At 62.9% G+C, this 26,253-nt stretch carries 23 protein-coding genes, 2 tRNA genes and 1 pseudogene; 11 read left to right on the top strand and 15 right to left on the bottom strand.

Going from position 1 to position 26,253, the window contains the following annotated elements; genetic code table 11:
* Positions 1–50 precede the first annotated feature (50 nt).
* From IZ6_RS07135 to IZ6_RS07110, 6 genes and pseudogenes are all read right to left on the bottom strand, one after another.
* Positions 51–683 carry a LysE family translocator gene (locus IZ6_RS07135; protein WP_222877303.1) on the bottom strand — a complete coding sequence of 211 codons (633 nt, stop codon included), beginning with the start codon at positions 681–683 and terminating at the stop codon, positions 51–53.
* 122 nt (positions 684–805) lie between these two features.
* A pseudogene (locus IZ6_RS07130) lies at positions 806–1,735 on the bottom strand (DUF1402 family protein); the annotation flags it as partial.
* 181 nt (positions 1,736–1,916) lie between these two features.
* Entirely contained in the window at positions 1,917–4,598 is a 2,682-nt protein-coding gene (locus IZ6_RS07125; RefSeq protein WP_222877302.1) for a valine--tRNA ligase, read from the bottom strand.
* Between the two features lie 88 nt (positions 4,599–4,686).
* Positions 4,687–5,406 (bottom strand): PopZ family protein, encoded by a 720-nt coding sequence (locus tag IZ6_RS07120; protein WP_222877301.1) that lies wholly within the window; start codon positions 5,404–5,406, stop codon positions 4,687–4,689.
* Between the two features lie 146 nt (positions 5,407–5,552).
* Complete coding sequence (locus tag IZ6_RS07115; protein ID WP_225874031.1) at positions 5,553–6,890, bottom strand: TolC family outer membrane protein; 1,338 nt, start codon at positions 6,888–6,890, stop codon at positions 5,553–5,555.
* 269 nt (positions 6,891–7,159) lie between these two features.
* On the bottom strand, positions 7,160–7,819 hold the full coding sequence (locus tag IZ6_RS07110) for a protein-L-isoaspartate O-methyltransferase family protein (protein WP_222877299.1): 660 nt from the start codon (positions 7,817–7,819) through the stop codon (positions 7,160–7,162).
* Positions 7,820–7,976: 157 nt separating this feature from the next.
* On the opposite strand from IZ6_RS07110, the gene IZ6_RS07105 reads away from it, so the two are divergent.
* Positions 7,977–8,050, top strand: a tRNA-Cys gene (locus tag IZ6_RS07105).
* Positions 8,051–8,079: 29 nt separating this feature from the next.
* The gene (locus IZ6_RS07100) at positions 8,080–8,370 is read left to right on the top strand and encodes an Rdx family protein (RefSeq protein ID WP_222877298.1); all 291 of its coding nucleotides are present in this window, start codon (positions 8,080–8,082) and stop codon (positions 8,368–8,370) included.
* Here the strand turns inward: IZ6_RS07100 and IZ6_RS07095 are convergent.
* Positions 8,367–9,431, bottom strand: coding sequence for an HD-GYP domain-containing protein (locus tag IZ6_RS07095; protein WP_222877297.1), 1,065 nt, complete (start codon positions 9,429–9,431; stop codon positions 8,367–8,369). The genes IZ6_RS07100 and IZ6_RS07095 overlap by 4 nt on opposite strands.
* A 660-nt stretch (positions 9,432–10,091) precedes the next feature.
* Between IZ6_RS07095 and IZ6_RS07090 the strand changes: the two genes are divergently transcribed.
* Positions 10,092–10,166, top strand: a tRNA-Asn gene (locus tag IZ6_RS07090).
* A gap of 43 nt (positions 10,167–10,209) precedes the next feature.
* Here IZ6_RS07090 and IZ6_RS07085 read toward each other — a convergent pair.
* Positions 10,210–10,974, bottom strand: a complete 765-nt coding sequence (locus IZ6_RS07085; RefSeq protein ID WP_222877296.1) for a glycosyltransferase family 25 protein — start codon at positions 10,972–10,974, stop codon at positions 10,210–10,212.
* A 221-nt stretch (positions 10,975–11,195) separates the two neighbouring features.
* On the opposite strand from IZ6_RS07085, the gene IZ6_RS07080 reads away from it, so the two are divergent.
* The gene (locus IZ6_RS07080) at positions 11,196–11,831 is read left to right on the top strand and encodes a hypothetical protein (protein ID WP_222877295.1); all 636 of its coding nucleotides are present in this window, start codon (positions 11,196–11,198) and stop codon (positions 11,829–11,831) included.
* 52 nt (positions 11,832–11,883) lie between these two features.
* Here the strand turns inward: IZ6_RS07080 and IZ6_RS07075 are convergent, their stop codons facing one another.
* Complete coding sequence (locus IZ6_RS07075; RefSeq protein WP_222877294.1) at positions 11,884–12,117, bottom strand: hypothetical protein; 234 nt, start codon at positions 12,115–12,117, stop codon at positions 11,884–11,886.
* A 222-nt stretch (positions 12,118–12,339) separates the two neighbouring features.
* Between IZ6_RS07075 and IZ6_RS07070 the strand changes: the two genes are divergently transcribed.
* Both IZ6_RS07070 and IZ6_RS07065 read left to right on the top strand, forming a co-directional pair.
* Positions 12,340–13,392 (top strand): cysteine synthase A, encoded by a 1,053-nt coding sequence (locus tag IZ6_RS07070; protein ID WP_222877293.1) that lies wholly within the window; start codon positions 12,340–12,342, stop codon positions 13,390–13,392.
* 105 nt (positions 13,393–13,497) lie between these two features.
* Positions 13,498–13,656, top strand: coding sequence for a hypothetical protein (locus IZ6_RS07065; protein WP_222877292.1), 159 nt, complete (start codon positions 13,498–13,500; stop codon positions 13,654–13,656).
* A gap of 74 nt (positions 13,657–13,730) precedes the next feature.
* On the opposite strand, the gene IZ6_RS07060 is transcribed toward IZ6_RS07065, so the two are convergent.
* Together IZ6_RS07060 and IZ6_RS07055 are read right to left on the bottom strand one after the other, a co-directional pair.
* Complete coding sequence (locus tag IZ6_RS07060; RefSeq protein ID WP_222877291.1) at positions 13,731–14,117, bottom strand: PRC-barrel domain-containing protein; 387 nt, start codon at positions 14,115–14,117, stop codon at positions 13,731–13,733.
* 52 nt (positions 14,118–14,169) lie between these two features.
* A complete protein-coding gene (locus IZ6_RS07055) occupies positions 14,170–15,186 on the bottom strand; it encodes a COX15/CtaA family protein (protein WP_222877290.1) in 1,017 nt (338 codons plus the stop codon).
* 83 nt (positions 15,187–15,269) lie between these two features.
* Between IZ6_RS07055 and IZ6_RS07050 the strand changes: the two genes are divergently transcribed.
* Entirely contained in the window at positions 15,270–15,473 is a 204-nt protein-coding gene (locus tag IZ6_RS07050; RefSeq protein ID WP_222877289.1) for a DUF2842 domain-containing protein, read from the top strand.
* Here the strand turns inward: IZ6_RS07050 and IZ6_RS07045 are convergent.
* A complete protein-coding gene (locus IZ6_RS07045; protein WP_222877288.1) occupies positions 15,470–16,507 on the bottom strand; it encodes a polysaccharide deacetylase family protein in 1,038 nt (345 codons plus the stop codon). The genes IZ6_RS07050 and IZ6_RS07045 overlap by 4 nt on opposite strands.
* Before the next feature lie 11 nt (positions 16,508–16,518).
* Entirely contained in the window at positions 16,519–19,113 is a 2,595-nt protein-coding gene (locus tag IZ6_RS07040) for an exopolysaccharide transport family protein (RefSeq protein ID WP_222877287.1), read from the bottom strand.
* Positions 19,114–19,246: 133 nt separating this feature from the next.
* Here IZ6_RS07040 and IZ6_RS07035 point away from each other — a divergent pair, with 133 nt between their 5' ends.
* From IZ6_RS07035 to IZ6_RS07020, 4 genes are all read left to right on the top strand, one after another.
* Positions 19,247–19,816, top strand: coding sequence for a polysaccharide biosynthesis/export family protein (locus IZ6_RS07035; protein WP_222877286.1), 570 nt, complete (start codon positions 19,247–19,249; stop codon positions 19,814–19,816).
* Positions 19,817–19,890: 74 nt separating this feature from the next.
* On the top strand, positions 19,891–21,003 hold the full coding sequence (locus IZ6_RS07030) for a glycosyltransferase (protein ID WP_420825574.1): 1,113 nt from the start codon (positions 19,891–19,893) through the stop codon (positions 21,001–21,003).
* A 44-nt stretch (positions 21,004–21,047) separates the two neighbouring features.
* On the top strand, positions 21,048–22,616 hold the full coding sequence (locus tag IZ6_RS07025) for an undecaprenyl-phosphate glucose phosphotransferase (protein ID WP_222877284.1): 1,569 nt from the start codon (positions 21,048–21,050) through the stop codon (positions 22,614–22,616).
* Positions 22,613–23,866 (top strand): O-antigen ligase family protein, encoded by a 1,254-nt coding sequence (locus IZ6_RS07020; RefSeq protein ID WP_222877283.1) that lies wholly within the window; start codon positions 22,613–22,615, stop codon positions 23,864–23,866. The genes IZ6_RS07025 and IZ6_RS07020 overlap by 4 nt, the downstream gene beginning before the upstream one ends.
* On the opposite strand, the gene IZ6_RS07015 is transcribed toward IZ6_RS07020, so the two are convergent.
* A complete protein-coding gene (locus tag IZ6_RS07015; RefSeq protein ID WP_222877282.1) occupies positions 23,845–24,612 on the bottom strand; it encodes a class I SAM-dependent methyltransferase in 768 nt (255 codons plus the stop codon). The two genes, IZ6_RS07020 and IZ6_RS07015, sit on opposite strands and share 22 nt — an antisense overlap.
* A gap of 98 nt (positions 24,613–24,710) precedes the next feature.
* A complete protein-coding gene (gene murJ, locus IZ6_RS07010; protein WP_222877281.1) occupies positions 24,711–26,240 on the bottom strand; it encodes a murein biosynthesis integral membrane protein MurJ in 1,530 nt (509 codons plus the stop codon).
* Between the last annotated feature and the right edge of the window lie 13 nt (positions 26,241–26,253).

Raw genomic sequence — 26,253 nt, 5'->3', positions numbered from 1 at the left:
CCCCGGGGAGGAGAGCCGTCAACCCCGGGCCAGCATGTTCTGAAAACTTCCTATCGGCGCGCTTCGCTCGCCATGCGCACGGCAAGCCCGGCCAGCACCGTCGCCATCAGCCAGCGCTGCACAACAAGCCACAGCGGATGGCGGCCGAGAAACAGCGCGATGCTGCCGGCGGTCAGAACGATCAGCCCGTTGACGCTGACGCTGATGAAGGTCTGCACGAGGCCGAGCTGGATCGACTGCAAAAGCACGCTGCCGCGCTCCGGCACGATGAAATGCGGCAAGAGCGACAGATAGAGAATGGCGATCTTCGGGTTCAGCAGATTGGTGAGAAAGCCCATCATGAAGAGCTTTTTCGGGCTGTCGGGGGGAAGCTCCTGCACCTGGAACGGCGAGCGGCCGCCGGGCCGGATCGCCTGAAATGCCAGCCACAACAGATAGAGCGCGCCGCCAAAGCGTAGCGCATCATAAGCAAACGGCACCGCGAGCAGAAGCGCGGTGATGCCGAGCGCGGCGCTGAAGACATAGAAGACGAAACCAAGCGCAACGCCGCCGAGCGAAATGAGCCCCGCTCCCCTGCCCTGACAGATCGAGCGCGACACGAGATAGATCATGTTCGGCCCCGGCGTCATCACCATGCCGAGGGACACGAGCGCGAAAGCGGAAAGAGATGCGGCGTCGATCATCGCCGCTGAGCGCTAGGCCGAAATTGTGCCGAAAACAAGCAGGCCGGAAAACACGCTCAGTTGCGCGTCTTGGCGGGCTGGTTCGATTGCGCGACGGGCGCGGCAGCCGCATCCGTCTGGCTGACAAGGGCGCGGAGTTCTTTGATTTTGCTATTCACGAACCAGCCGAAATAATTCTCTTCCGGCAGACCGCCACGCGCCCGCAGGGTCCGCGCGCGCTCTTCGGAACCGCCGATATTGTAGAGCGTCGCGGTGATGCCCGGGTTTTTCGAGATGTCGAGACGGGCGATGGTTTTGTAATCTTCGATCGATGAGTGAATGCTCGCCGCCATATAGGCCAGCGATTTATCCGGATTCATGATCGCGTCGTAGACTTCGGCGGCGCGGTTTTCGCTGAGCTTCGGATAGCCGGAAATTTTTGCGACCGTATCCGAATAGGTCAGCGCCATCAGCGGCGTCTGCTGGCCGAGGCCGAACGTCTGGCCGGCATAGAAAGGCTGGAAGAAGACTTTGTTGAAACGGTCTTTCGGGAAGGCCGTGCCCTCCACCGTCTTGCCCTTGAACGTGCTGTCCCAGATGTCTTCGCGGCAGGTCCACAGCGCGTAGGAATCGTCGGCGAATTTCGCGCACTTCTCAAATTGCGGACGCGCGATGAACTGCGCGATCGTCTCTCCGTTATAATCGAAGCGGAAGCGGTTGCCGGCATAAGACAGCGCCTGGACATAATAGGTCTGCAGGCGGTCATAGGCGTCGACATTGTATGTATGCTCGCCGACGATGGCGCCGATCATATGGACCGGATCGATGTCATAGGCGGCGGCCGTCGACTTGATCTTGGCGATCAGCGTTTTGTCGCTCGTCAGAAGGTCGATGACCTTCTTGTACTTCGCCTCGAAGGTCGTCTTCGTCTCTTCGGTGCGGGCCGTCGAGTCACGCGGGATCGGCGGCTGGGTCGCGTTGCGGTTTCCGGGAGGCACGACGGTGAGCCCCGCGGCCGAAACCGGCACGGCAGAGACAGCGGCAAGCAGCATGGCCAGCAAAACACGCTTCAAGACGGGATCCCCTCGGGATTTCGCAATATTAGCCGCTTGTCGGCACCGCAAAAGCGAGTCTCGTCGAGGGCCCGGGATTTTTCGCAGAGCCCGCCGGTGAAGGCGAGCTTATCGTCACCGGAGCCGCCCGGAAGCGGCGACGCCGTGACGGAAAAGAGACACTTCTGACCGGTCCTTTGCCTCAGGCAACACCTTTAAGCCGTTCCAGCGCATCGGACAATTTGATCCGCCGCGCTTCTGCTTCTTCCCGGCGCTCACGCTGCTCCTCGATCACCTCTTCCTTGGCGCGGGAGAGGAAATCGGGATTGCCGAGCTTTTTGTCGATCTTCTCGACTTCCTCGGTGATCTTGGCGATCTCCTTGGCAAGCCGCGTCTTCTCGGCGGCGAGATCGACGACGTCGGCGACGGGAAGAGCCGCAACACCGCCGCGCACCAGAACCTGCACGGCGCCCGCGGGCGGCGCATCGGCAAAGCCGATTTCGGACAGGCGCGCGAGGCGCTTCAGCGCGTCCTGATAACGCCCGGCCCACTCCTTCACATTGGCCGGAGCGCCGATCAAGAGCAGCGGAATCTGCGCGCCGCCCGGAACGTTCATCTCGGTGCGGACCGAGCGGACCTCGGAAATGAGATCGACCAGCCAGCCGATTTCGGCTTCGGCGTCGGAGGTGTCGCCGCCCGCCGGCAGCGGCCAATCGGACATCGCCAGCACCGCACTGCGTCCGCCCGCCGGCGCGTTCAGCGCCCAGAGCTCTTCGGTGATAAAGGGCATGAACGGATGCAGCAGCTTGACGATCTGATCGAGCGCCCAGGACACGGTGGCGCGCGTCTCATCGCGCTCGGCACTCGCCGTTTCGGTCTGCAGCACCGGCTTTGCGAGTTCGAGATACCAATCGCAGAAGATCGACCAGACGAAACGATAGGCCGCGCCGGCCGCCTCATTGAAGCGGTAGGAGGCGAGCGCCGCATCGATCTCGGTGACGGTCTTGTTCGTCTCGCCGATGATCCAGCGGTTCAGCACCGCTTTTGCTTTCGCCGGATCGAAATCCGGCACGACCTTGCACTGGTTCATTTCGGCAAAGCGCGCCGCGTTCCAGAGCTTGGTCGCGAAATTGCGGTAGCCTTCGATACGCTGTTTCGCGAGCTTGATGTCGCGGCCCTGCGCCGCCATCGCCGCCAGCGTAAAGCGCACTGCGTCCGCGCCGTACTCGTCCATGAGTTCGAGCGGATCGATGACATTGCCTTTCGACTTCGACATCTTGGCGCCCTTCTCGTCGCGGACGAGCGCGTGGATGTAGACGTCCTTGAACGGTACCTCGCCCATGAATTCGAGACCCATCATCATCATGCGGGCGACCCAGAAGAAGATGATGTCGAAGCCGGTGACGAGAACAGATGTCGGATAATAGGCTTTCAGCTCCGGCGTCTTGTCCGGCCAGCCCATGGTCGAGAACGGCCAGAGCGCCGACGAGAACCAGGTGTCGAGCACGTCCTCATCGCGCGTGAGTTCGACCGCCTTGCCGTAATGCTTTTGCGCCGACGCCTCCGCATCCGCTTCCGACATTTCGACGAAGACGTGTCCGTCAGGTCCATACCAGGCCGGGATCTGATGGCCCCACCAGAGTTGGCGCGAAATGCACCAGGGCTGGATGTTCTCGAGCCATTCGAAATAGGTCTTTTCCCAGTTCTTCGGCACGAACTGCGTGCGGCCGTCGCGCACCGCTTGCAGAGCGGGCTGCGCCAGAGTGTGCGCGTCGACATACCATTGGTCGGTGAGATAAGGCTCGATGACGACGCCCGAACGATCGCCGAACGGCTGAGCAATGACCTTGTCTTCTATCTGGCGCAGAAGGCCTTCGGCCTCGATCTCGGCGACGACTTTCTTGCGCGCTTCGAAACGGTCCATGCCGCGGAAGCGTTCGGGCACATACTCGCCCGCCATCTTCGCGTCGGCGTCCATCAGCGAATACATCGGAATGTCGTTACGCTTTGCGACTTCGAAGTCGTTGAAATCGTGCGCGCCGGTGATCTTCACCGCGCCCGAGCCGAATTCGGGATCGGGATATTCGTCGGCGATGATCGGGATATAGCGTTCGGCGACCGGCAGGCGCACGAGTTTGCCGATGAGGTTCTTGTAGCGCTCATCGCTCGGATGCACGGCAACCGCGCCGTCGCCGAGCATGGTCTCGGGACGCGTCGTCGCAATGACGATTTCGGAAAGGCCGTCGACCGGGCCGTCTTTCAGCGGATAGGCGAAGTGCCACATATGGCCCTTCACCTCGCGCGTCTCGACTTCGAGATCGGAGATCGCGGTTCTGAGCGCCGGATCCCAATTCACGAGGCGCTTGTCTTTGTAGATGAGCCCCTTGCGGTGCAGATCGACAAAGACTTTGAGCACCGCGCGCGACAGGCCCTCATCCATGGTGAAGCGTTCGCGCGAAAAATCCGCCGAGGCGCCGAGACGTTTCAGCTGATTGATGATCGTGCCGCCGCTCTCTTCCTTCCAGGCCCAGACGCGTTCGAGGAATTTTTCGCGGCCCATGGCGCGGCGGTTCGGCTCCTGGCGTTCCATGAGCTGGCGCTCGACCACCATCTGCGTCGCGATGCCGGCATGGTCTGTGCCCGGCTGCCACAAGACGTTGTTGCCGCGCATGCGCATGTAGCGCGTGAGCACGTCCTGCAGCGTGTTGTTCAGCGCATGCCCCATATGGAGCGAGCCCGTGACGTTCGGCGGCGGGATGACGATCGAGAACGCCTCGGCGCCCGGCTTGGCGTTGGCGCCGGCCTTGAACGCGCCGGCCTCATTCCAGGCGGCGGAGATGCGTCCCTCGATCTCGGAGGGGTCGTAGGTTTTTTCGATGGTCATAATGATCGCGGAAACGGGGATTTGCCCGCTTTAGAGCCGGACGCGTGCGGGGGTGTCAACGCCCCCACCCTGTTGCCTGTTTTCGGAGTTAGCGGCGCGGACCGCGGGAGACGCGCTCGATCTCGGCCCGGACCAGCCGCTCGACAATGGTCGGCAGGTTGTCGTCGAGCCAGGATTTCAGCATCGGCCGCAGCATTTCCTGCACCAGGTCATCGAGGGTGCGGGCATTTTGCGAGAGGATGGTATGCGCCAGCGACGAGAATGCGCTGGCCACCGCATTGCCGGCTTCCGGAGCAAGCAGGCCCTCGCCGACATTCTGGGCAATGGCGGCAACCGATATCGGCTTTGCCGGGGGCGGAGGCGGCGCAGCCTCCTCCTCTTCCATGGCCTCGGCAGCCGCCCAGGCATCCAGTTCGGGTTCAGGCTCGGCCGCGGCGGGCTCGGGCTCGCGGAATTCGACCTCTTCGGACGTGCCCTTGGCCACCGGTTTGGTCAGATCGAGGACATCCTCGTCCTTGGCGGCGGGCGTTTCGGGCTTTTCTTCCTTACCGGGGACGGCCGGCGCATCGAAGCTCGCCAGCATGGCGTCGATATCGTCCTGGCCGAGTTCGGCGGCAGGCTCTTCGGCGGCGGGGGGCGGCGGGGGTGCAGGTGCGGGCTTGGCCGCGGCGGGCGCAGGCGCAGCCGCCTTCGGCGCGGGAGCGGCGGGTTTCGCCTCCGCGGCCGGCTCGTCATCGGCGATGATCCGGCGGATGGAGGCTAGAATTTCCTCCATCGTCGGCTCATGCGCTTTGGCCGCATTGCTCATTTAGCCCCACCCACGACGAAACACGCGCCAGAATCAGTGTGTTCCCAGCATGTCCGAGTATCGCAACCGCCAGTGTGGTGGCAAGGCACGATCCGGGTTATCCCGATCCTGCTCTTTCTGGGGTAAAGACTTAGGAAATCAATGGGTCAGCGGCCGTCCGGGGTGCGCAGGCCGAACCACTTATCCCGTACCTGATCGTAGTGGATACGGGCGTCATAGGCCGGGACGTTCAAAGCGAGCGTCGCGACATTGAGGCGGCCGATGGCCTGCAGCAGCGCATAGGAGGCGACGACCCGGTCGCGCTGGGCGGTGATCAGAGCCACCCGCGCATCGAGCTGTTCCTGCTGGAAGTTGAGGACGTCGAGGGTCGTGCGCTGACCGACCCGCGCTTCTTCGCGGACGCCCGACAGAGCGATGGTCGAGGCTTCGACCTGGGCCTGGGCAGCGATGATCTGGGCTTTGGCGCCTTCCAGCGCGCCCCAGGCGGAGACGACGGCGGCGCGCACCTGATCGCGCACCGAATCCGCTTCCAGACGGCGCTGGCCGAGAATTTCCTTGGACTCGCGCACGCGCGAATATTCCTGGCCGCCCTGATAGATCGGCACGCGCAGAACGCCGAGCACCGAGGCCGACGAGGTGTGGCGCTCGAGATCGGTCACGCCGCCATCAGGGCTGGAATTGGAATTGTCCCATTGATGGCCGGCATTGCCCTGCAGCGACAGCGACGGCGCAAGCTCGCCCTGAATGACGCGCACCTGCATCTCGGCGGCATCGACCGCATGCAGTGCGGCACGGCTTGCCGGATGTTCGACATAGCCGATCTCCAGCGCCGCCTTCTCGCTTGGCGGCAGCAGCTTGTCGATCGGCTGGCCGGGATGAAGCTTGGTCGGATCCGAACCGATCACCTGACGGTAGATGGCGCGGCTGGCTTTCAGATTGGCTTCGGCGACGGAAAATTCCGAGCGCGCGCCGGACAGGCGCGATTGCGCAAGCGCGGTATCGGTGCGCGTCACCTCGCCGACTTCGAACCGCTCGTTCGTTGCGCGCAGTTCTTCGTCGAGGAGGTCGACGTTGTTGCGCCGCAGATCGAAGATCGCGAAATCGCGCAGCACGTTCATATAGGCTTCGGCGCCATCGAACAGGACGTTCTGCTCGGTGTTGAGCAGCGTCTCGCGCGAGGCCAGCACGCTCGATTCCGCCTGGCGGACGGAGTTCTTGGTGCGGAAGCCGTCAAACAGCGGCTGTTCGACAGTGAGGCCGGCGCTGGCGGTGAGCGTTTCGGTCTTGGTCGAAAAGCCCTGCGAGGGACGGCGCACCCGCGTGCCCTCGACACCGCCATCGGCGGAGGCGCCGATCTGCGGGCGATAGCCGGACAGAGCCTGCGGTACGAGTTCGTCGGTGGCGCGCGTCGAGGCGCGCTGCGCATTGAGCGTCGGGTTGGAAAGATAGGCCTGAACCAAAGCTTCGTTCAGCGTCTCGGCCATGGCCGTCGCCGGCAACGAGACCGCGCACAAAATCGCAACGCAACTCAGGGCGGCGCGACGGATAACGCGCATCCGGCCGACAGTCCCTGTCATCCCCAAAATCATCTAATGCGGCCCCGGACTCACAAACCCCTCCGGCACATGATGCGTTATGGCCGGGCTGCGCGCAATTTAGTGATGGGAAGCCAGTTGAAAAACCCGACCTCGGGCTAAGTCCAACGCAATAAAACGGGGTGGCGCAAAATTACCACAGCGCGCCGCGCCGGATTTCAGAACGTAAAGGCCGGCGGTTTGACGAAGCCCGGCAGAAGCGGCGCTGCCGCATCGAAGAAAGGAAAGCCTGAGAGCCCCTTGGGCGTCTTGCGGAACAGCGTGCCGCGTCCGGTGCGGCCGGTGCCGATGATCGAAACGAGACGGCCGTCTTCTTTCAGCTGATTGGACAGCGTATCGGGCAAAGTCTCGATCGCGCCTTCGATCACGATGACGTCATAGGGGCCTTCCGCCGGATAGCCTTTGGCCAGGGGACCCGTGACGACGGCGACATTGTTGATTCCCAGCGCCGAGAGATTCTCGGATGCGGCTTTGGCGAGCCCGGCATCTTCTTCGAGCGCGACGACCGAATTGGCGATCTTGGCGAGGATGGCCGTACCGTAACCGGTCGAGCAGCCGATATGGAGCACGTAGTCGGAGGCCTTGATGTCGGCGGTGCGGATCAGGCGCGCGGTGACGATGGGCGCCGGCATCAGACGCTGCGACCCCTCGCTCACCGGAATCTGCTTATCCGAATAGGCCAGGGTCTTGAGCGAGGCCGGGACGAAGCGCTCGCGCTCCAATTCGAACATGGCTCCGGTGATGCGGGGGTCCGTCACATCATTGGTGCGGATCTGTCCCTCGACCATGAAAGCCCGCGCGGCCTTGAAATCGAACATGCCCATGCTCCTCTGCCCTCTTGGGATTAGCGGTTTGGACCGGTTCTAGGCAAGCGGCGCGCAGTCGCGGTCCCCCGCTCCATAGTCTTTTGATTTCGGAAGCCTCGTCTGATATGGCCTTGCCCCTCCCGCGCAACCGCCGCTCGGGAGTTTAAGAGGCCTCGTGGCGGAGTGGTTACGCAGAGGACTGCAAATCCTTGCACGCCGGTTCGATTCCGGCCGAGGCCTCCAATTTTACCGATTTCCTTCCGGTCAGATACATGACGGCCGAAACCGCCCCAAAGCCCAAGATCGTCATCTCCTACTGCACTCAGTGCAATTGGCTGCTGCGCGCCGGCTGGATGGCCCAGGAAGTGCTGTCCACCTTCGGCAACGATATCGGCGAGGTCGCCCTCGTCCCGGCGACCGGCGGCGAGTTCACCATCTCCTATAACGGCGATCTGATCTGGAACCGGGTGTCCGATGGCGGCTTTCCCGACATCAAAACCCTCAAACAGCGCATCCGCGACCGGCTCGATCCCGGGCGCGATCTCGGCCATATCGACCGTTAGAGATCGCCGAGTGCGATCGGCTTGAACGCGCTCAGAAGCTGGCCGTCGAGCTTGCCGTGCATGCCTTCCATGATGGCAAAGGCTTCGGCCTTCGTCGACTGCGCCTTGTAAGGACGCGGCTCGATCAGCGCCGCATAGACATCGCAGATCGAGATCAGCCGCACCGCATCGGATATGTCGGCGGCCTTCAGCGCCTCGGGATAACCCGAACCATCCAGACGCTCGTGATGGCGGTAGACGATATCGATCAGTTCGGTTTCCCCACTGTGATGTTTGCGCAGGAACTCGCGGCCGCGCGCCGGATGGGTGCGCATAATCTGCAATTCGGCCTCGGTCAGTTTGTCCGGCTTGTCGAGAATTGCGACGGGGATGCGCGCTTTGCCGACATCGTGCAGAAGCGCGCCGCGCATCAGCCGTCTGCGGCAGGCCGCACCGATGCCGAGATGCTGCGTAAATGCGGCGGTTACGCCGGCGACGAGCATGCAGTGACGGTAGGTGTAGGAATGATGTTCGCGCACCGCCGCGATCCATTGCGTGATCTCGCCGCGAATAAGGGCGGCATCGATCATGTCGCCCTCCTCTTCCATCATGCGCAGATCGATCGGCGCATCCTTCACCATTGCATCGAAGAGGTTCGCGACCGTGCCGGCCGCAGCTTTCGATGCGGAGACAACTTCCCCCGACACGATGACGGGCGCGGGCTCCGGCGGCGGGCCGAAAATGGCAAGGAGAAGTTTTTGCAGTTTGATCGGCCGGTTGATCACCGCCGCGCCGCCGAACGCGGCGGCCTGAACGCGCGCGTGATGGGACACTTCCTCGGTGAGGAAAATGCGCGGCGGCCCACCCTTTCCGGCTTTGGACAGTGCAGCCTGAAGTTTTTGAGCGCTGTCGTGATCGCCGAGGTCGACGTCGAAAATTACCGCTTTGTGCGTTTTGGCCGCCGCCAGAAGCGTGGCGTCGAGATCGACCATGTCGCAGGCAAGATTGCCCGCCAGAAGCGCGGGCACATCGGCACTGCGCATCCGGTCATCGGTGACCAGGAGAACGGCGTTGGCGACCAAGGTCCCCCCAAGACTGGACCTAGAGTTCCAAATAGATTGCCTTTCCGACCTTACTAAAAGGTTGCAACCAGAACATTATCGTCGGTTGAGTACACTTTTAGCGTTTGCCGTGAACCGCTTGCCGGGCCGCCGCGACTAAAGGGCAAGACCCTTCAGGAGGCTCACATGTTCAGGAAAGATATCGGTGAGGAATTCGCGCTCGGACTGTTCTCGCTCAGCGTTGCCGGCGGACTTCTCTGGTTCATCGTCGCGGTGCTCGGCCAGGCCTAGGCCTCTGCTCCCTCGCGGGCGGCCCTCCGCCGTTGCCGCCAGCGGCCCCATTTGACTTCCATCCGGCGTCGGAAGCGCCTCACTGCCGGAACGTCCACCGACAGGACGAGAAGCCCGAACGGCACCATCCAGAAGCCGAGAATCGGCAAGAATCCCACAAATCCGCACAGGATCAGCAGGATGCCCAGACTTATCCGCACCGCCGGATGGCCCGGCAGGGGCACGGACCTTCTTCCGAACCTCAGTTTTGTGCTCATTTGACCCGTTGATGGCACCCGACCACCCTCTATTTAGAACGATCGGAGCCCAGGGCGAGAGCCGGTGCTTGGCACAGCGCGAGACTCTGCTATATCGAGGCCCCGCGAGCGGCGCTTGTTAGCGCTCCGCCGATCCCTGATAGCTCAGCGGTAGAGCATTCGACTGTTAATCGAATGGCCGTAGGTTCGAATCCTACTCAGGGAGCCAGTTTCCGAAGGGCCGGTCCAGAAATGGGCCGGCCCTTTCTTCGTCAGGCTTTCATGCCCGCAGCGATGCCGCCGGTGGTGGTCGCCTTCTGGTCGTTCGGCGACAGAGCGATCGGCGGAAAGGCGATATAGGCATCAAGCTTGCGATAGGCCGTGTTCATCATGCCGTTGAGGCTGAAGGCCGGAAACGGCCGCATGCCTTCGGAGAACTGAACCGGGCGGCTATCGAGCGGAAAGCACGCTTTGAGCAAAGCCGCGGCGCCCTTCGGCGAGATGGCGTAAGCACACCCGCCGAACATGCCGCGCAGCGGCAAGAGCGCGGGCCGCTCGGTTGCCCCGGCAAAGGCCTCCATCTGCTCCGGTTTCGGATAAGGAAGCGAGAAGCTGACAAGTCCGTCGCAGCCGGGGAAAAGCCCCGCGCAGACCGGATGATCGGTGTTGAAGCCGAACATGACGATGTCGAAATCGCCCGCCTCCGCGAGAAGAGCTGCGGCCTGCGCGACAAAATCCCGGCGCAGCCGCACATCGTCTTCGAAGACGAGGATCGGAGAGCCGATTTCCACCGCCTTCTCCCACAGCGCGCCATGCGACAGGGCCGAACCGATCATACCCGGTTTGTAGTTCGCGGTTTCGGTGATCTTGCCCCACTTCACCAGCTTGTGGAGCTGGATACGCTGCCCGTCAGTGCCCTCGAAATGCTCGATGTCGAGTCCGATCTGAGCATTGAGTGTGCGAAACGCAGCGAGCCGCGCCGGCGTGCGCGACAGGCTGATCACGAAGGCCGGCAAAGTCTTGAGTGCAGCGATCATATCCGGCCCGTCCCGCGACGCGGTCAGTCGCGCCCATCGTGCGGGTTTTCTCATCCAACTGATCGAGAAACGCAATCATCGCTTTTGCGCGAGGTCCCTGGACCTCACGCGTTCCGAGGCGGGACAGCTTTCAAGAATTCGGTTCACAATCTCGAAATGAAGCGCACACTTCTCGCGCCGCTGACCTAGGCTATGCCCTGGCACCAAACTCAACCTGCTGAATGGCGATGACCCAAACGCAAACGGTCCCCAAAGAAGTAGCGTATCAGAGCATCGCCGAAGGCTGGCAGATGCGTATGACCGTTCCCGAGATGGAGGCCTACAGGCACGCGTTGCGCGGCACAAAATGTCTTGTCGAATTCGGGTGCGGCGGCTCAACGATTTTCGCAGCTCAAATGGGGGTCTCTGAAATTTACTGCGTCGATTCCGACGCCGACTGGATCAAGCGTGTGAGCAGCTCCCCGGAGATCGCCCAAAGCGGCGTTCGGCTTAGTGCCCGGTACGCCGACATCGGACCTGTCGGCAACTGGGGCAGCCCCCAGGATGAAAGGACGAAGGCCCGCTGGCCCAACTATCACAGCCAGATCTGGAACGAGGTGCGCGCGGATACCGTCGATTGCCTGCTCATTGACGGGCGCTTTCGCGTTGCGTGTACGCTTCAGGCCCTGCTCCGCGTCGGGTCGCAGACAAAGCTGGCCTTTCACGACTTTTGGGAACGCGAGCATTACCACGTCGTACTTCCGTTCCTGAACATCTGCGAAAAAGTGGATACGCTCCTGATCGCAACGCCGAAGGCCGGGCTCATTCCTGCGAATTTGTACAGATATCTGAACCCGCACATGTTCGATCCGCGATAAAGCGGCGAAAGGTTTGAGGGGCAGTTCGGAAGCGCTCTTTGTGTTCCGAGGTCTATTTCGGCCCGAAGGGAATGTCGCGGCCAAGCGGCGGCCGGTAGGGCCAGGGCCGGGCATGGATCGCCTGATACTGCTCGAGCGTCACGGGCTCCTGCCCTTTTTCGGTGACCTTGATATCCGTCATGTCCATGGCGCCGAGGCCCTCGGCCAGCTTCAGCGCGCCCGGCGCGTCCAGAGCCGTGCCGACAAAAATGCCTTTGGGCGTCACAGCCGTAATAAAAATGCCCATCTCGTTCCCCCACCCGTCGCCTGAGGAAACACGCGCCCGGTGAAAACCGCGTAAAAGTATGGACGGCTTCGCACGGACCGGACGAGATCGGGGACATGCCGCCGGGGGTGCCGCGGCCGGCCCGTTAAGCCCTTTGCAGGTTAGCCACCTGACGCCCTTGCCCCCATTTGACGGGAGATATACTTTGCGCCAACGCATAACCTCCTAATTCACACCCCCGACATGACAATTCGCCGGACCCTCCTCGACGCCATCGGCAACACGCCGCTTATCCGCCTCAACCGGGTGTCGGACGAGACCGGCTGCGAGATCCTCGGCAAAGCCGAGTTCATGAATCCCGGCCAGTCGGTGAAGGACCGCGCTGCGCTCTTCATCATCCAGGATGCTCTGAACAAGGGCACGCTGAAGCCGGGCGGCACGGTCGTCGAAGGCACCGCCGGCAATACCGGCATCGGCCTTGCCCTTGTCGGCAATGCGCTTGGCCTCAGAACCGTGATCGTTATCCCGGACACGCAGAGCCAGGAGAAAAAGGACATGCTGCGGCTCGCGGGCGCCGAGCTCGTCGAAGTCCCGGCGGTCGCCTACGCCAATCCCAATAACTATGTGAAGGTCTCGGGCCGCCTCGCCGCGCAGCTGGCGAAGACCGAAAAGAACGGCGCTGTCTGGGCCAATCAGTTCGACAATGTCGCGAACCGCCAGGCGCATATTGAAACGACCGCGCCTGAGATCTGGGAACAGACCCAAGGCAAGATCGACGGCTTCGTCTCGGCGGTGGGCACCGGCGGCACGCTCGCCGGCGTCGGCATCGGTCTCAAAGCGAAGAACCCGGGAATCACCATCGCGCTGGCCGATCCGCCGGGCGCGGCGCTCTTTTCCTATTACACAACCGGAGAGCTGAAGGCCGAAGGATCCTCGATCACCGAGGGCATCGGCCAGGGCCGGATCACCGCCAATCTCGAGGGCGCGCCGGTCGATAAGGCCTATCAGATCCCCGATGCGGAAGCCGTGAAGATCGTCTTCGATCTCCTTGAACATGAAGGGCTTTGTCTCGGCGGCTCGACCGGCACCAATGTCGCCGGCGCCGTGCGCCTGGCCAAGGATCTCGGCCGGGGGTGCACGATAGTCACAGTGCTCTGCGATTACGGCACGCGCTATCAATCCAAGCTGTTCAATCCGGCTTTCCTGCGCGAAAAGGGCCTCCCCGTTCCCGCCTGGCTGGAGCGGCCAGGTACGGTCCGGCGCGAAGACGCGCTCCTTCCGACGCCTGCGGCATAACGGCTACTAAAGGCCAAGGCCGCGAACCAAAGTGCGATACGCCGCGTTAAGGCGTTCGAGTTTTTATTGCGCGCGGTCCATACGACCGCTTGAGGGGAATTGAAATTGGAACAGTTGCCGCTTCAGCTCGCCATTGCCTTTTTCGCGTTTGTCGTCGCGTCCTGGGCTGCTCTTGGTCTTTATATCCGCGCCGAGCGTCAGCGCCGCCGCGAAGAAATCCTCACCGTCGAGATCGCCGACGCGCCGGTCGCTCAGGCCGCCTAATCAGGTTTCGAACGGCTTATGAAAAAACGGCGCCCTTGTGGGGCGCCGTTTTCGATTCCAGACCCTGCGGGCCATTAGAGCCGCCAATAGGGATCGGTATCGTAGTGTTCGTGCAGCGCGCGCTCGGTGCTGCGATCCAGACCGGCCTCGCCTTCCGAGTTCAGAACCGGAGCCGATTGCAGCTGCGCCTTGGTGACGTCGAGCACATAGGCCATGAGCTTGTCGTCGTAATCGAGCTTGGCCCAGGGCAGCGTGTAATAGCGCTCGCCGACGCCGAGCAGCCCGCCGAAACTCATCACCACATACGCAACCTTACCCGAGATCTTGTCGAGCATCAGCCGCTCGATCTTGCCGATCTTTTCGCCGTCGGGCCGGCGGACGGACGCACCCTGCACACGGTCGCTCGCAATCAGCGGATTGCGGCCGAGCGGCTTCTTGGCCGTAGTCGCCACAGTTTCCATTGGGGCCTCCTTGCTAGCGGGGACAACCCGCCCCGAAGCTGGAGGTTCCCGCTTAAGGCCGGGCCGAGACCTTCCAGACATGGCCGGTGCCGTGGCCGATGACGAACAGGGCGCCGAGCTGGTGCGCCAGAGCGAGCGGGATCGGCACGAGATGGACAAGAGTGAGGATACCGAGCACCGCCTGCAGCGTCACAAGCCCGGCCAGCACGATGGCTGATTTCCCGGCCGCGGTGCCCCGCGCCTGAAACGCGTGGAGGATCGCGGCGATCAGAAGAAGATAGGCCGTCATCCGGTGCACGAATTGCGAGGTCATCGGGTTCTCGAACAGATTCCGCCAGGCCGGCTCCATGGCCGTCAGGCTGTCGAGGCCCGGAATGAAATGCCCGTCCATCAAGGGCCAGGTGGTGAAGGTCATCCCGGCATCGAGGCCGGCGACGATGGCGCCGAGAAAGACCTGCACGAATGCGATGATCATCACCGCAAAAGCGCCGCGCCTCACGCCTGCTGGCACCCGCTCGCCTTTTGCTGGCGACAGCGAGCGCACCACCCAGATGATGGCGGCGAACAGAAAGAAGGCGAAGGTTAGATGCACGGCGAGCCGGTAGGGCGCAACGGACACGCGATCGACAAGGCCCGACGCCACCATCCACCAGCCCACGGCGCCCTGCAGACCGCCAAGGACGAAGAGAACCGCAAGCTTCGGCGCAAGGCTGCGCGAAAGGTAGCCGCGCCACCAGAAGAAGATCAGCGGCAGAAGAAAAACAAAGCCGATCACCCGGCCTAAAAGCCGGTGCCCCCATTCCCAGAAAAAGATCGTCTTGAACTCATCGAGGCTCATGCCCCGGTTGATCTGCTGGTATTGCGGGATCTCTTTGTATTTGGCGAATTCCGCTTCCCAGGCCTCTCTGGAGAGCGGCGGCAGCGTGCCGGTGACCGGCTTCCATTCGGTGATGGAGAGACCGGATTCCGTCAGACGCGTTGCGCCGCCGACGAGCACCATCACGGCGACCATAAGGGCGACGATCAGGAGCCAGATGCGAACGGGGCGGAGCGAGCGAGTTGCGGCCATGGGCGCTGAACCTTAAACAGGCGCCTGAAATAGGCCCCTCGCCCGCCCGGCGCAACGCGACCCTTTGGACCGGAAAAACCGAGATGAAAATCCGCACCCGCAAGCTGATCGGCACCGCGCTGATGATCGTCCTCGTGATGGGCTGGGCATTCCTGTTCATGTCGCTGGCGCAGACGCGGCTCGGCGAAGGCGGCAAGCTCTGGCAGTTCTTCTATTACGTCATCGCCGGGCTTGGCTGGACGATCCCCGCCGCTGTTCTCATCAAATGGATGTCGCGGCCGGACTAGTCGACATTCACCCTTCGGAAGCGGTTGTTGATCGCAAACGGCAGACCCGAGACGAACAGCTCGGCATATTTCTTTTCCTGGTAATAGCCGTTGAGCGAGACGCGCGGCAGCGCGCTCGTATGGTCCTTGTGCTCCGGAAAAAGCAGCCCGAGCCGCGTCGTCCATCCGCACAGGCCCATATCTTTCGCCGCGCGGAATTCGCGCGCGCCAGCCGAGGTCGGATCGCCGACCGGATAGGCGATATGGCGCGGCGTGATGCTGAGCTCGCTGGCGATGCGGGTTTGAGTCTCCGCGATCTCCTCGCGCATCACCGACTCCGGATGCTTTGCGAGCATGTAGTGATGAACGGTGTGATTGCCGATCGTCACTAGCGGATCCTGCGCCACGGTGCGCAGCTCGTCCCAGCTCATGCAGAGATGCTTTGCGGCATCGCTCGCATCGGTCCCCGCCCGTTCGGCAAGCCCCGCGATCTCCTCGCGCATGCGCATTTCACTCATCGCGCGCAGCTTCCAGTAAATCTTCTCCCAGGCCGCGTCCTTGGCCGCGACCGTCGACGTGTCCATCTCTTCGCCGCCGAACCGCACCGAGGATGATTTAGCGATCGCGGATTCCAGCGTCAGCCACCACAGATCGCCCGTGCCGTCTGCGAACGATGTGGTGATGAACAAGGCCGCCGGCGCATTGAAGCGGCGCAGCACCGGCAGCGCGTGATCGCGCACATCGCGATAGCCGTCATCGAAGGTGAAGCTGGCGAAGCGCCGCTCACCCGGATGCGCAAGACGCGCCACCGCCTCATCGAGCGAGACGACCTCGTAGCGGATCTCTGCAAGATAGGTCAGCACGGTTTCGAGAAAGTCCGGCGTGATCTCAAGCAGCCGGTTCGGCGCGAATGCACGCCCGTCCCAGGGACGGACATGATGCAGCGTGAAGACGATGCCGGCGCCGCGCGTCAGCGCGCTGAAGACATGATGCAGGCCGCTCGCGCCGATCAGGTCGAGCGCGGTGCGGAAACGGTTTGTGCGGGCATCGGCCATTGTACGGCCTTTTAAGCGCGGCGCGGAGGATCGGTGAGAAGCACGATGACATCGCCGACGCCGGCCGCGGCGAGCGCGTTATGCGCGGCGACCGTCGGCGCATCCTTCGCCTGCGATACGAGGATCGCGGCATCGGTACGTTTGGCCAAAGCCGCCATATCCTCGGGGCGCTCGGCCGACGGCGACAGAACGATCACGAAATCATAAGTCAGCCCGAGCGCATCGAGCACGATGCCGATGCGCGTATAGGCGGCGGTGTTGAGAAGGTCCGCCGCGCCCGGCGCGATCAGATGCACCGACGAGCCGCGGTCGCGCTGAATGGCCTGACCGAACGAGGTCTTGCCGGCGATGAGTTCGGCAAGGCCCCATTCATTGGGATTGGGCAGCGCCGCCAGATATTCGCGGCTGTCGCTGCCGGCGTCCGCCACGATCACTTTGCGGTTCGCTTCGCCGAGGGAACGCGCGAGCGTCAGCGCAACACCGCCCGCATCGACGCCCGCCGAGGCCGAGACCGACAGGATGGTCAGCGCGCCGTCATCGCCCTTTGGCGTTCCGGCAAGATGTTTCGCAAGATCGCCGAGGACGCGCATATCCGCGGCCTCGATGTCCTGCGCCGCGGCCCGGAACAGAGGCGGAGATGCGGGCGCTGCCGGTGCGGCGGGAGCAGCTGGCGGCACAGCGGGAGCCGGAGCAGCGGGAGCCGCAGACGGCGGAGTCACGGGGGCCGCTGCAACGGGCTGCGGCACGACGGCCACGGGTTCCGATGTGGGTTCGGGCGCAGGAGGAGCTACCGGAGCGGCAACAGACACTGGAGGCTCAGGCGCTTCGGCAACGGGCTTTGCCGGCGGCTCGGTAACCGGCGGCGGTCCATAAGGCGGCGCGGCCGGGCGCGCAGCCGGAAGGCGCGGCGCGACATGCACCACAGGCTCTTTGGGCTTGCGGAATCGCGAGAAGATTTTCGGCAGGTTGAAGGCGCGCTCTTTGACGGGCTTTGGCGCGGCCGCCGGCTTCACAACGCGAGTCAAAGGCAAGGGTTCGACGTCCGGCTCGGACTCAAGATCCGGTACGGGCTCGGGACTCGGTAGCGGCTCGACCACCGGATCGGGCTGCAGAAGCGCGCTTCTCGTGTACGGATTTTCCGGTTCTGCAGGCGAGGCAGCCGGCGGCAGCGCGGATGCGCGCGGGGCCGTCTCCGCACCGGCCGGAACGATCATGAATTCGCTGGCGGTGAAGAGGACGACAAGAAGGATGAACACCGCAACACCCGTCAGCGCGGTAATGGCGACAGGGCGCGGCGCATAAGGCGTGTTCGTCGGCGAGGCGCGGGAGATGATGCGTGCATCGGGCGGAATGGCTTCGACGCGTTCGCGCGCCACCGCATCGCGATAACGGGAGAGAAACTGTTCCAGAAGATCGCGCTGGGCCTTTGCCTCGCGGTCGAGCGCGCGAAGCTGCACTTCCTGGCCGCTGGCGCTGCCGGAGATCTTCTTCTGCGCATCGAGCGTCGCCTGCGCGGAGGCGACACGTCCGGCCGCGACGTTGGCCTCGTTCTCATAGGCGCGGGCGAGCTTCAAAGCCTCATCGCGGATTTCCGAATCGAGCGAGGCCTGCTGCGCCGCAAGCTCCTTCATGCGCGGATGGCCCGGCAGATAGATGCGGCCTTCGCGGGCCATGGTGGACGCCAGCCCTACGCGCTGCTGCGCAAGGCCGCGCAGAAGATCGGAATTCTGGATATCGAGCGATTCAAGCCGTCCGGCCTTCAGCGTGTCGCGGATGCTGTTGGCCTTCGCAATGGCATCGGACTGCTGGGCGCGGGCGCGCGACAATTCGGTGTTCAGTTCGCCGAGCTGCTGGGTCGTCACCGTCGCATTGTTCGAACCGAGGAAGAGATTTTCCTTCGAGCGGAATTCTTCGACCCGCGCTTCGGCTTCGGCGACGTTGCGCGACAGATCCTTGATCTGCGCGGCGAGCCAATCGGAGGCTTTGCGCGTCGTCGACTGCTTGGCCTCCTGCTGGAACTCCAGATAGGTCTCGGCGACCGTATTGGCGACAAGCGCCGCGCGCTCCGGATCGACGGAAGAGAATTCGATGACGATGACGCGCGAGGACGGCACGGCATAAACGGCAAGCTGATCGAAATAGGCATCGAGCACGCGCTCGTCGAGATTCATCCGCATCGGATCGCGCGACAGTCCGAGCAGAACCATGATGCGCTTCAGCACCGAGACGGTGCCGCCGCCCGGATCGAATTCGTCGGTCTCGGCAAGCTTCAGACGGGTGACGACTTCACGGGCAAGATCGCGCGACAGGAGAAGCTGCACCTGGCTCTGCACGGCGAGCTCGTCCGCCGCCTGCTTCTCCGTGCCTTGCGTCCCCTCGGGCGCCGGGCGCGTATAGATGGTGTCATTGCTTTCGACGAGAACCTGCGCGTCGGATTTGTACATCGGCGTCATCGAGCCGGTGACGAACAGCGCAAGAACGGCCGCAAGCAGCGTCGGCCCGAGAATCAGCGCCTTCTTGTTCCACAGAGAACGGCCGATGGCGGGAAGATCCGCCTCGGACTGAGGCTCGCTGTAGGTGGCATATCCGTTGTACGCGCCGGCCATATAGGCAAACCCCGGGGTGCTGAGAACTCATCTTCCTTGTCGGAGATCATGGTTAGGATGCAGTTAATTCCCCAATGGTTTGTTAACCATAGCCGTTTTATCTCAAGGACAGTCGAAACGGCGATGAAGAGCCATGTCGCGCGTCCTTTTCCGTACTGCCGCCCTTCTTTGTCTCGCTCTCAGCCTTAGCGCCTGCGCCAAGGATCGGCCGGGGCTTGTCGCGCGCGGCGGTCCGACGAGTGAAGTGCCGTACCGCCTAGGCCCCGGCGACAAACTGAGAATCACCGTCTTCAATCAGCCGACTCTGTCGTCGACCTATGCGGTCGATGCGAGCGGCAATGTCGCCATGCCGCTGATCGGCGCGGTGCCCGCCGCGCAGCAGAGCCCGGCGGAATTGAAGCGCGTCATCGAAGCGCGACTCGGCAAAGATTATCTCCGCGAGCCGAACGTCTCCGTCGAAGTGGAAGGCTACCGGCCCTTCTTCATCTTCGGCGAAGTCAATCAGGCAGGTCAGTATCCCTATGTCGCCGGCATGACCGCCGAGCAGGCTGTTGCTATCGCCGGCGGCTATACGGCCCGCGCCAGACAGGATTCGGTCCAGCTGGCGCGCCGCGACGATGCCGGGGTGGCGCGTGTGCGCGTACCGATGACGACCGTGATCCGTCCGGGCGATACGGTCTTCGTTCACGAACGCTGGTTCTGATGCCGGGCGAATCTTCGCCGCTCCGGATTCTGCATATCTTCCGCACGCCTGTGGGCGGGCTTTTCCGACACGTCATGGATGTCGCGCGCGGCCAGATTGCCCGGGGCCATGCGGTGGGCATTGTCTGTGACTCATCTACCGGCGGCGCCCGCGCGGAAGCGGCTCTCGAACAGATCGCGCCGCTTCTCGCGCTCGGCCTGTCGCGCTTTCCGATGAGCCGCAATCCCGGGCCGAGCGATTTTGCGGCTCTGAAGGAAGTGCGCCGTATCGTGAAGGAAAGACGGCCGGACATTCTGCACGGCCACGGTTCCAAAGGCGGGCTCTATGCGCGCCTGCCCGCCTTCTATGACACCTCCTGGCCGGCGCGAATCTATACGCCGCATGGCGGCTCGTTCCATTTCGCGGGCGATGCGCCGCGCGACAAGCTCTACCGGCTCGTCGAAAAAATCCTGTTGTTCAAGACAAGCCTGTTCCTGATGGAGAGCGCCTATATCGCCCGGCGCGCCGACCAGGATATCGGCCCGATCAAGAAACCTCTGGTCATCGTCCGCAACGGCGTCACCGACGCCGAATTCGAGCCGGTGACCCAGCAGCCCGACGCGAAGGACATCCTTTATCTCGGCGAGATGCGGGTGCTGAAAGGCGTCGATACCCTCCTCCACGCGCTGGCCCGCCTTGCCCGCGACGGGCGCCGCCTGACCGCGCTTCTCGTCGGCGCCGGCCCGGATGAGCAGAACATCAGGAATGCGGCGCAAGAGCTTGGGCTTTCAGCGCAAGTCACCTTCTCGCCGCCGATGCCGATCCGCGAGGCGCTGAGTCTTGCGAAGGTCATGGTCATGCCCTCGCGCGGCGAAAGCCTGCCCTATGTCGTGCTCGAAGCCGCCGCCGCCCGGATGCCGCTCATCGCAACCAATGTCGGCGGCATACCGGAAATCTTCGGTCCCTTCGCCGACCGGCTGGTGCCGCCGGGCGAACCGGGATTCCTTGCCGCGACGATCAAGAACACGTTCAGCAAAAGCGAAGTCGAGCGGCTGACCGAGGCTGCGGCTCTGGCCGCCCATATCCGCAAGAACTTTTCCTATGACCGGATGATCGAGGACGGGATCATCGCCTACCGGCAGGCGTTGGGTCCGAGACACCGCGATTGGCCGGGCCGGATTAAGCCTTCCGCTACGCCTTTTAGCTAATTTTTCGGCGCGCGCAGGAGCGCGCCAATTCGAGAGATTTCAGGATGAGCCCCCACGGACGCGGACGCGCAAGTTCAGGCACCGAAGACCGCCGCAGCGGACCGCGCGACGGCCAGCGCGACCGGCGCTCTGCTCCCCGTTCGGAAAGCCGCCGCGCTCTGTCAGATCTTGCGCGCGCTTTGTCCGACGATCCGGTCCAGGCCCGCTATTCCCCCGCCGTCATCACCGGCATCGCGCGCGGCGTCGATCTCGGCCTCATCATGGCGACCGGCGCCATCGCCATCAGCTTTTTCACCCCCGAACAGCCCGGCTGGTACTGGCTCGAGACGCTGCTGCTGACGGCCATCGCCATGTCGGCTGTCATCGCCATGGAAGCGGCGCAGCTATATTCGGTGACGATGTTCCGCAGCGGCTTTTCGCAGGCGGTGCGCCTCGTCGGCGCATGGTCGCTCGCGATCTTCGTGCCCTGGCTCGGTCTCGGCGCGGTAGGACTTGCCAGCGCCCCCGGCGACAGCTGGCTCAGCGCGTGGTGGATATTGGGACTTGCCTTCCTCGGCATCGGCCGCATCGTGCTGCACACCCTCGTCAGCCGCTGGATGCGCGACGGCCGCCTGACGCGCCGCACCGTCATCGTCGGCGGCGGCCCCGCCGGAGAGGCGCTCATCGATCAGATCCGCGCCGATACATCCTCCGACGTCCTGATGCTCGGCGTATTTGACGACCGCGAAGATGGGCGCTCGCAAAGCGTCGTTGCCGGCCTGCCGAAGCTCGGCACGGTCGACGATCTCATTGCCTTTGCGCGCCGCACCCGCATCGACCTCGTCATCTTCACACTGCCGATTACCGCCGAAGCGCGCATTCTCGAAGTGCTGAAAAAGCTCTCCGTGCTGCCGGTCGATATCCGTCTGTCGGCGCATACCAACAAGCTCCAATTCCGCCCGCGTTCCTATTCCTATGTTGGCGACGTTCCGGTCATCGACATGCTCGACCGCCCGATCGCCGATTGGGATGTCGTGATGAAATGGATATTCGATCGTTTTGTCGGCGCGCTGATGCTGCTCGCGCTATCGCCGCTGATGCTTGTGACAGCGCTCGCCATCAAGCTCGACTCGCGCGGCCCGGTTCTGTTCCGCCAGAAGCGCTATGGCTTCAACAATGAGCTGATCGAAGTCTTCAAATTCCGCTCGATGTATCACGAGAAAGCGGATGCGAGCGCCGTCAAGCTCGTGACCAAGAACGATGACCGCGTCACGCGCGTCGGTCGCTTCATCCGCAAGACTTCGATCGATGAGCTTCCGCAGCTGTTCAACGTCGTCTTCGCCGGCAATCTCTCGCTCGTCGGCCCGCGTCCGCATGCCGTGCACGCCAAGGCCGCAGCACACCGTTATGACCAGGCCGTCGACGGCTATTTCGCACGCCACCGCGTCAAACCCGGCATCACCGGCTGGGCGCAGGTCAATGGCTGGCGCGGCGAGACCGACACGGCCGATAAGATCCAGAACCGCGTCGCCCACGATCTCTATTACATCGAGAACTGGTCGGTGATGCTGGACGCGCTGATCCTCATCAAGACGCCCGTCTCGCTGCTGACGAGTTCGGAAAACGCCTATTGAGCGCGCCCGCCGCAGAGGCGGCCTATCCTCTCCGCAGAATCAGTGTCGCAGAAACGCTTGCGCGCTTCGTCCTCGGCCTCTTTGCATTTTCGGGCAGCTTCGTTCTCTTCGAGCCGTCGCCCTATGAGGTGATGTTTATTCCCGCTTTGCTGTTTGCGATGCTGGCGGGAATTTTAGTGCGACCGACCATATTGCCGCTCACCGTCCTGATGATCCTCTTTCAGATTGGCGGCGTCATCGCGCTGTTTCAGGTTTTCGACGAGCCCAAGACCAAGATGTATGTCGTGGTCTCGCTGTTTATGGGCGCGAACGCGATCTTCTATGCGCTCGTTCTGTCGCGCTATCCGCTGGAGCGGTTTGCGGCGATCAAGACCGGCTATATTCTGACGGCGGTGCTGGCGGCGCTGCTCGGCATTGCCGGCTATTTCGGCGTGATGGGCGAGACGCTAACACTCTACGGACGCGCCAAGGGCCTGTTCAAAGATCCGAACGTCTTTGCGCCCTTTCTCATCCTGCCGCTGATCCTGATGTTGCAGGACATGCTGACCGGCAAAAGCCGCAACATGATCCTGCTTGCGCCTCCCTTCGGCATCATCCTGATCGCGCTGCTTCTCGCCTTCTCGCGCGCCGCCTGGGCGCATTTCATGCTGTCGGCGGGCCTTGCCGTCATCTTTCTTCTGGTGCTGTCACCGTCGGCGCGTCTCAGAATGCGCGTGATCGTCGTGTCGATCCTTGGCGCTGCGGCCTTGGGCGCGGGACTTGTGGCGATTCTTGCCATCCCCGCCATCAGCAAGACCTTCATGGCGCGCCTCAGCCTGCAGAGCTACGACACCGGCCCGGGCGGCCGCTTCACCAACCAGCTGCAGAGCCTGCCGATGATCCTCGACAATCCGATGGGTCTCGGCCCGTTCAAATTCGGCGAGATATTCCACGTCGATACGCACAACACATATCTGAACGCGTTCTTCTCGTATGGATGGCTGGGCTGGGGCAGCTATGCGATGCTGGTGCTGCTGACCTGGCTGTTCGGCGTACGCGCGCTGATGCGCCCTTCACCGTTTCAGCGGCCGCTCGGCGCGCTGCTTGCGACCTATATCGGTCTCAGCCTGATGAGCTTTGTGATCGACACCGATCACTGGCGTCACTACTTCCTGATTTTGGGCTGCACCTGGGGCTTCATCGCCGCCGTGTTCGCCTATGAGGCGGAGAACCGCCGTCACTTGCGCCCTTACTTACGAACCACGGCGTAAGCGTAGGACGACAGGCTTGCGAGATTCTTCCTGCGGGCGATGTCGTGGATCGCATTGTCGATCTCGCGCAGCACCGGAAGCTTCTTGAAGTAGTCGTGGCCATAGAACGGCATCACCGCCGTATCGCTGAAGCCGATCTGTTTGAGCATCGGCTCGACCTTCTTCGCATCGCCATAGCAATGATCGTAATAGGCCGGAAATTTCAGCATGTTCTCGCCCTTGCGGAAACCGTAGAGCATATCGACGATCTTCGTCGACACGCTTTCGGGGATCAGCTTGTTGACGAGGAAAGGCAGCGCATAGAGCGTCGGATAAAAGGCGATGGCGACGCCGCCCGGCGAAAGCAGCTGATAGATGTTCTTCCAGGCCTGCTCCACATCCTTCACATGCTCGAAGACCATGCGCGAATAGATGAGGTCGTAATGACCCTTCTTGATCTCCGGCGAAGAGATGTCGCCCGAAATGTCGAAACAGGCGGTGGGGAAGATCACCTTCATGTTCTCGAGTTCGACCGGCGAGATATCGTTAATGGTCGTCTCGAAGCCGTGAGCTGCGCATTCTTCCGGCGTGAAGAGCGGACGGCGCCCGCCGCCGATCTCCATGAGATGCTTCAGGCCGTATTCCTTGGCGAAGGCAAGAATAGCGAGGCGGTAGCCCTGCCAGGCCCAGTCTTCATAGGGGGTATAGCCGGCGTCCTGGATCAGCACGTTCTTGAGCGAACGGCCTGAGGCCGACTCGAAAGGCATGGAACGGGCTGCTGACGAACTTGGCATTTTGACTGGTCCTCCGCGCTGTCAGGAGTACCAGTAAACCGCTGATCGGCAAGGTGAATTACGCGGTAATATTAACGGATAGAGCCGCTTTTTCGTGAAATTGCCTTCCAGCCGAGGGCCATCACGAGGAGGTAAGCGGCCCCGCCGAGGCCGAGCTTGAGAGCGACGGGAACGAGATCGGGAAACGCCGGGATGAGATCCGTAAACCGCTCAGCGAACGGCTCAAGCCCTGTCACGACAGCGGCCAGCGCAAAGCTCGCGGCAATCGCCAGCAGCACAAGCCGGATGAGACGCTGATCGAAGGTCAGACGCCCGGCACGCGCGAGCAACACGGCCAGGATCAGCGCGTTGACCCAGGCGCCGGCCGCGGTGCCGAAGGCAAGCCCCGCCGCACCGAACGATCCCATGAGCGCGATCTTCAGCGCGATATTGACGAGCGTTGCCGCGCCGAGCGCCAAAACCGGCGTCGTCGTATCGCCGCGCGCATGAAAGGCCGGCGTCAGCGCGCGCAGCGCGACGATGGCGGTCAATCCCACCGCATAAGCTTCGAGCACGCGCGCCGAGCCTGTCACCGCCGCCTGATCGAAGGCTCCGCGGCCGAACAGAACCGCGATCACAGGCTCCGCCATCAGAAGGAAGATCGCGACGCAGGGCAAAGTGAGAATGAAAATGCCTTCGAGCGCGCGGTTGAGGCCATCGCGCACGCCCTTCTCGTCTCCCGCCGCAACTTTCTTTGACAGGTCCGGCAGCAGCACGACGCCGATCGCAATGCCGATCACGGCGAGCGGCAGCTGGTAAAGACGGTCGGCGTAGTAGAGGTAGGAGACCGAGCCTGTCGGCAGAAAGCTTGCGATGATGGTGTCGGCGAACATCGCCAGCTGCACGCCGGCGGAACCCAGAACCGCCGGGCCGAACGCGCGCAGAAATTTCTTGATGTCCGGCGACAGAACGGGCTTTGCCAGAACAAGACGGCGGCCCGAGCGCCAGAGATCCCAGACGACATAAGCGAGCTGCACGAAGCCCGAGATCAAAACGCCCCAAGCAAGCGCATGCGCGACCGTCGGAAAATGCCGCGCAAGACCCAGCGCCGCGATCATGCAGACATTTAGAAGGATGGGGGCGGCGGCGGCCGCCGCAAAACGCTCATGCGCGTTGAGCATTCCGGAAACGAAAGTCGCGACGGAAATCAGCGCGAGATAGCCGAAGGTGATGCGCGTCAGATCGACCGTTGTTGCGAACTGATCCGGCGTATCGGTAAAGCCCGGCGCGAGCAGCGTCACAACGGCGGGCATAAAGACGAGCGCGCCGACAAGCAGCACCGCCTGCACGATGAGGATCAGCGACAGGACCGCGCCGGAAAAGCGCCGCGCTCCCGCCTCGCCTTCGGTCGTCAGGACGGCGGCATAGCGCGGCACGAAAGCCGCGTTGAACGCCCCTTCGGCAAAGATCGCCCGGAAATGATTGGGCAGGCGGAAGGCCACCATGAAAGCGTCGGCCAGGGGGCCGGCGCCAAGCAGCGCCGCCATGGCGACGTCGCGGACAAAGCCGAACAGGCGCGAGACGAGCGTCAGCCCGCCGACCGAAGCCGCATTGCGCCACAAAGCCGAATCCTCC

This window comes from Terrihabitans soli, assembly GCF_014191545.1.
Lineage (GTDB): Bacteria > Pseudomonadota > Alphaproteobacteria > Rhizobiales > Methylopilaceae > Flaviflagellibacter > Flaviflagellibacter soli.
This window is presented reverse-complemented; position numbering and strand designations above follow the sequence as displayed.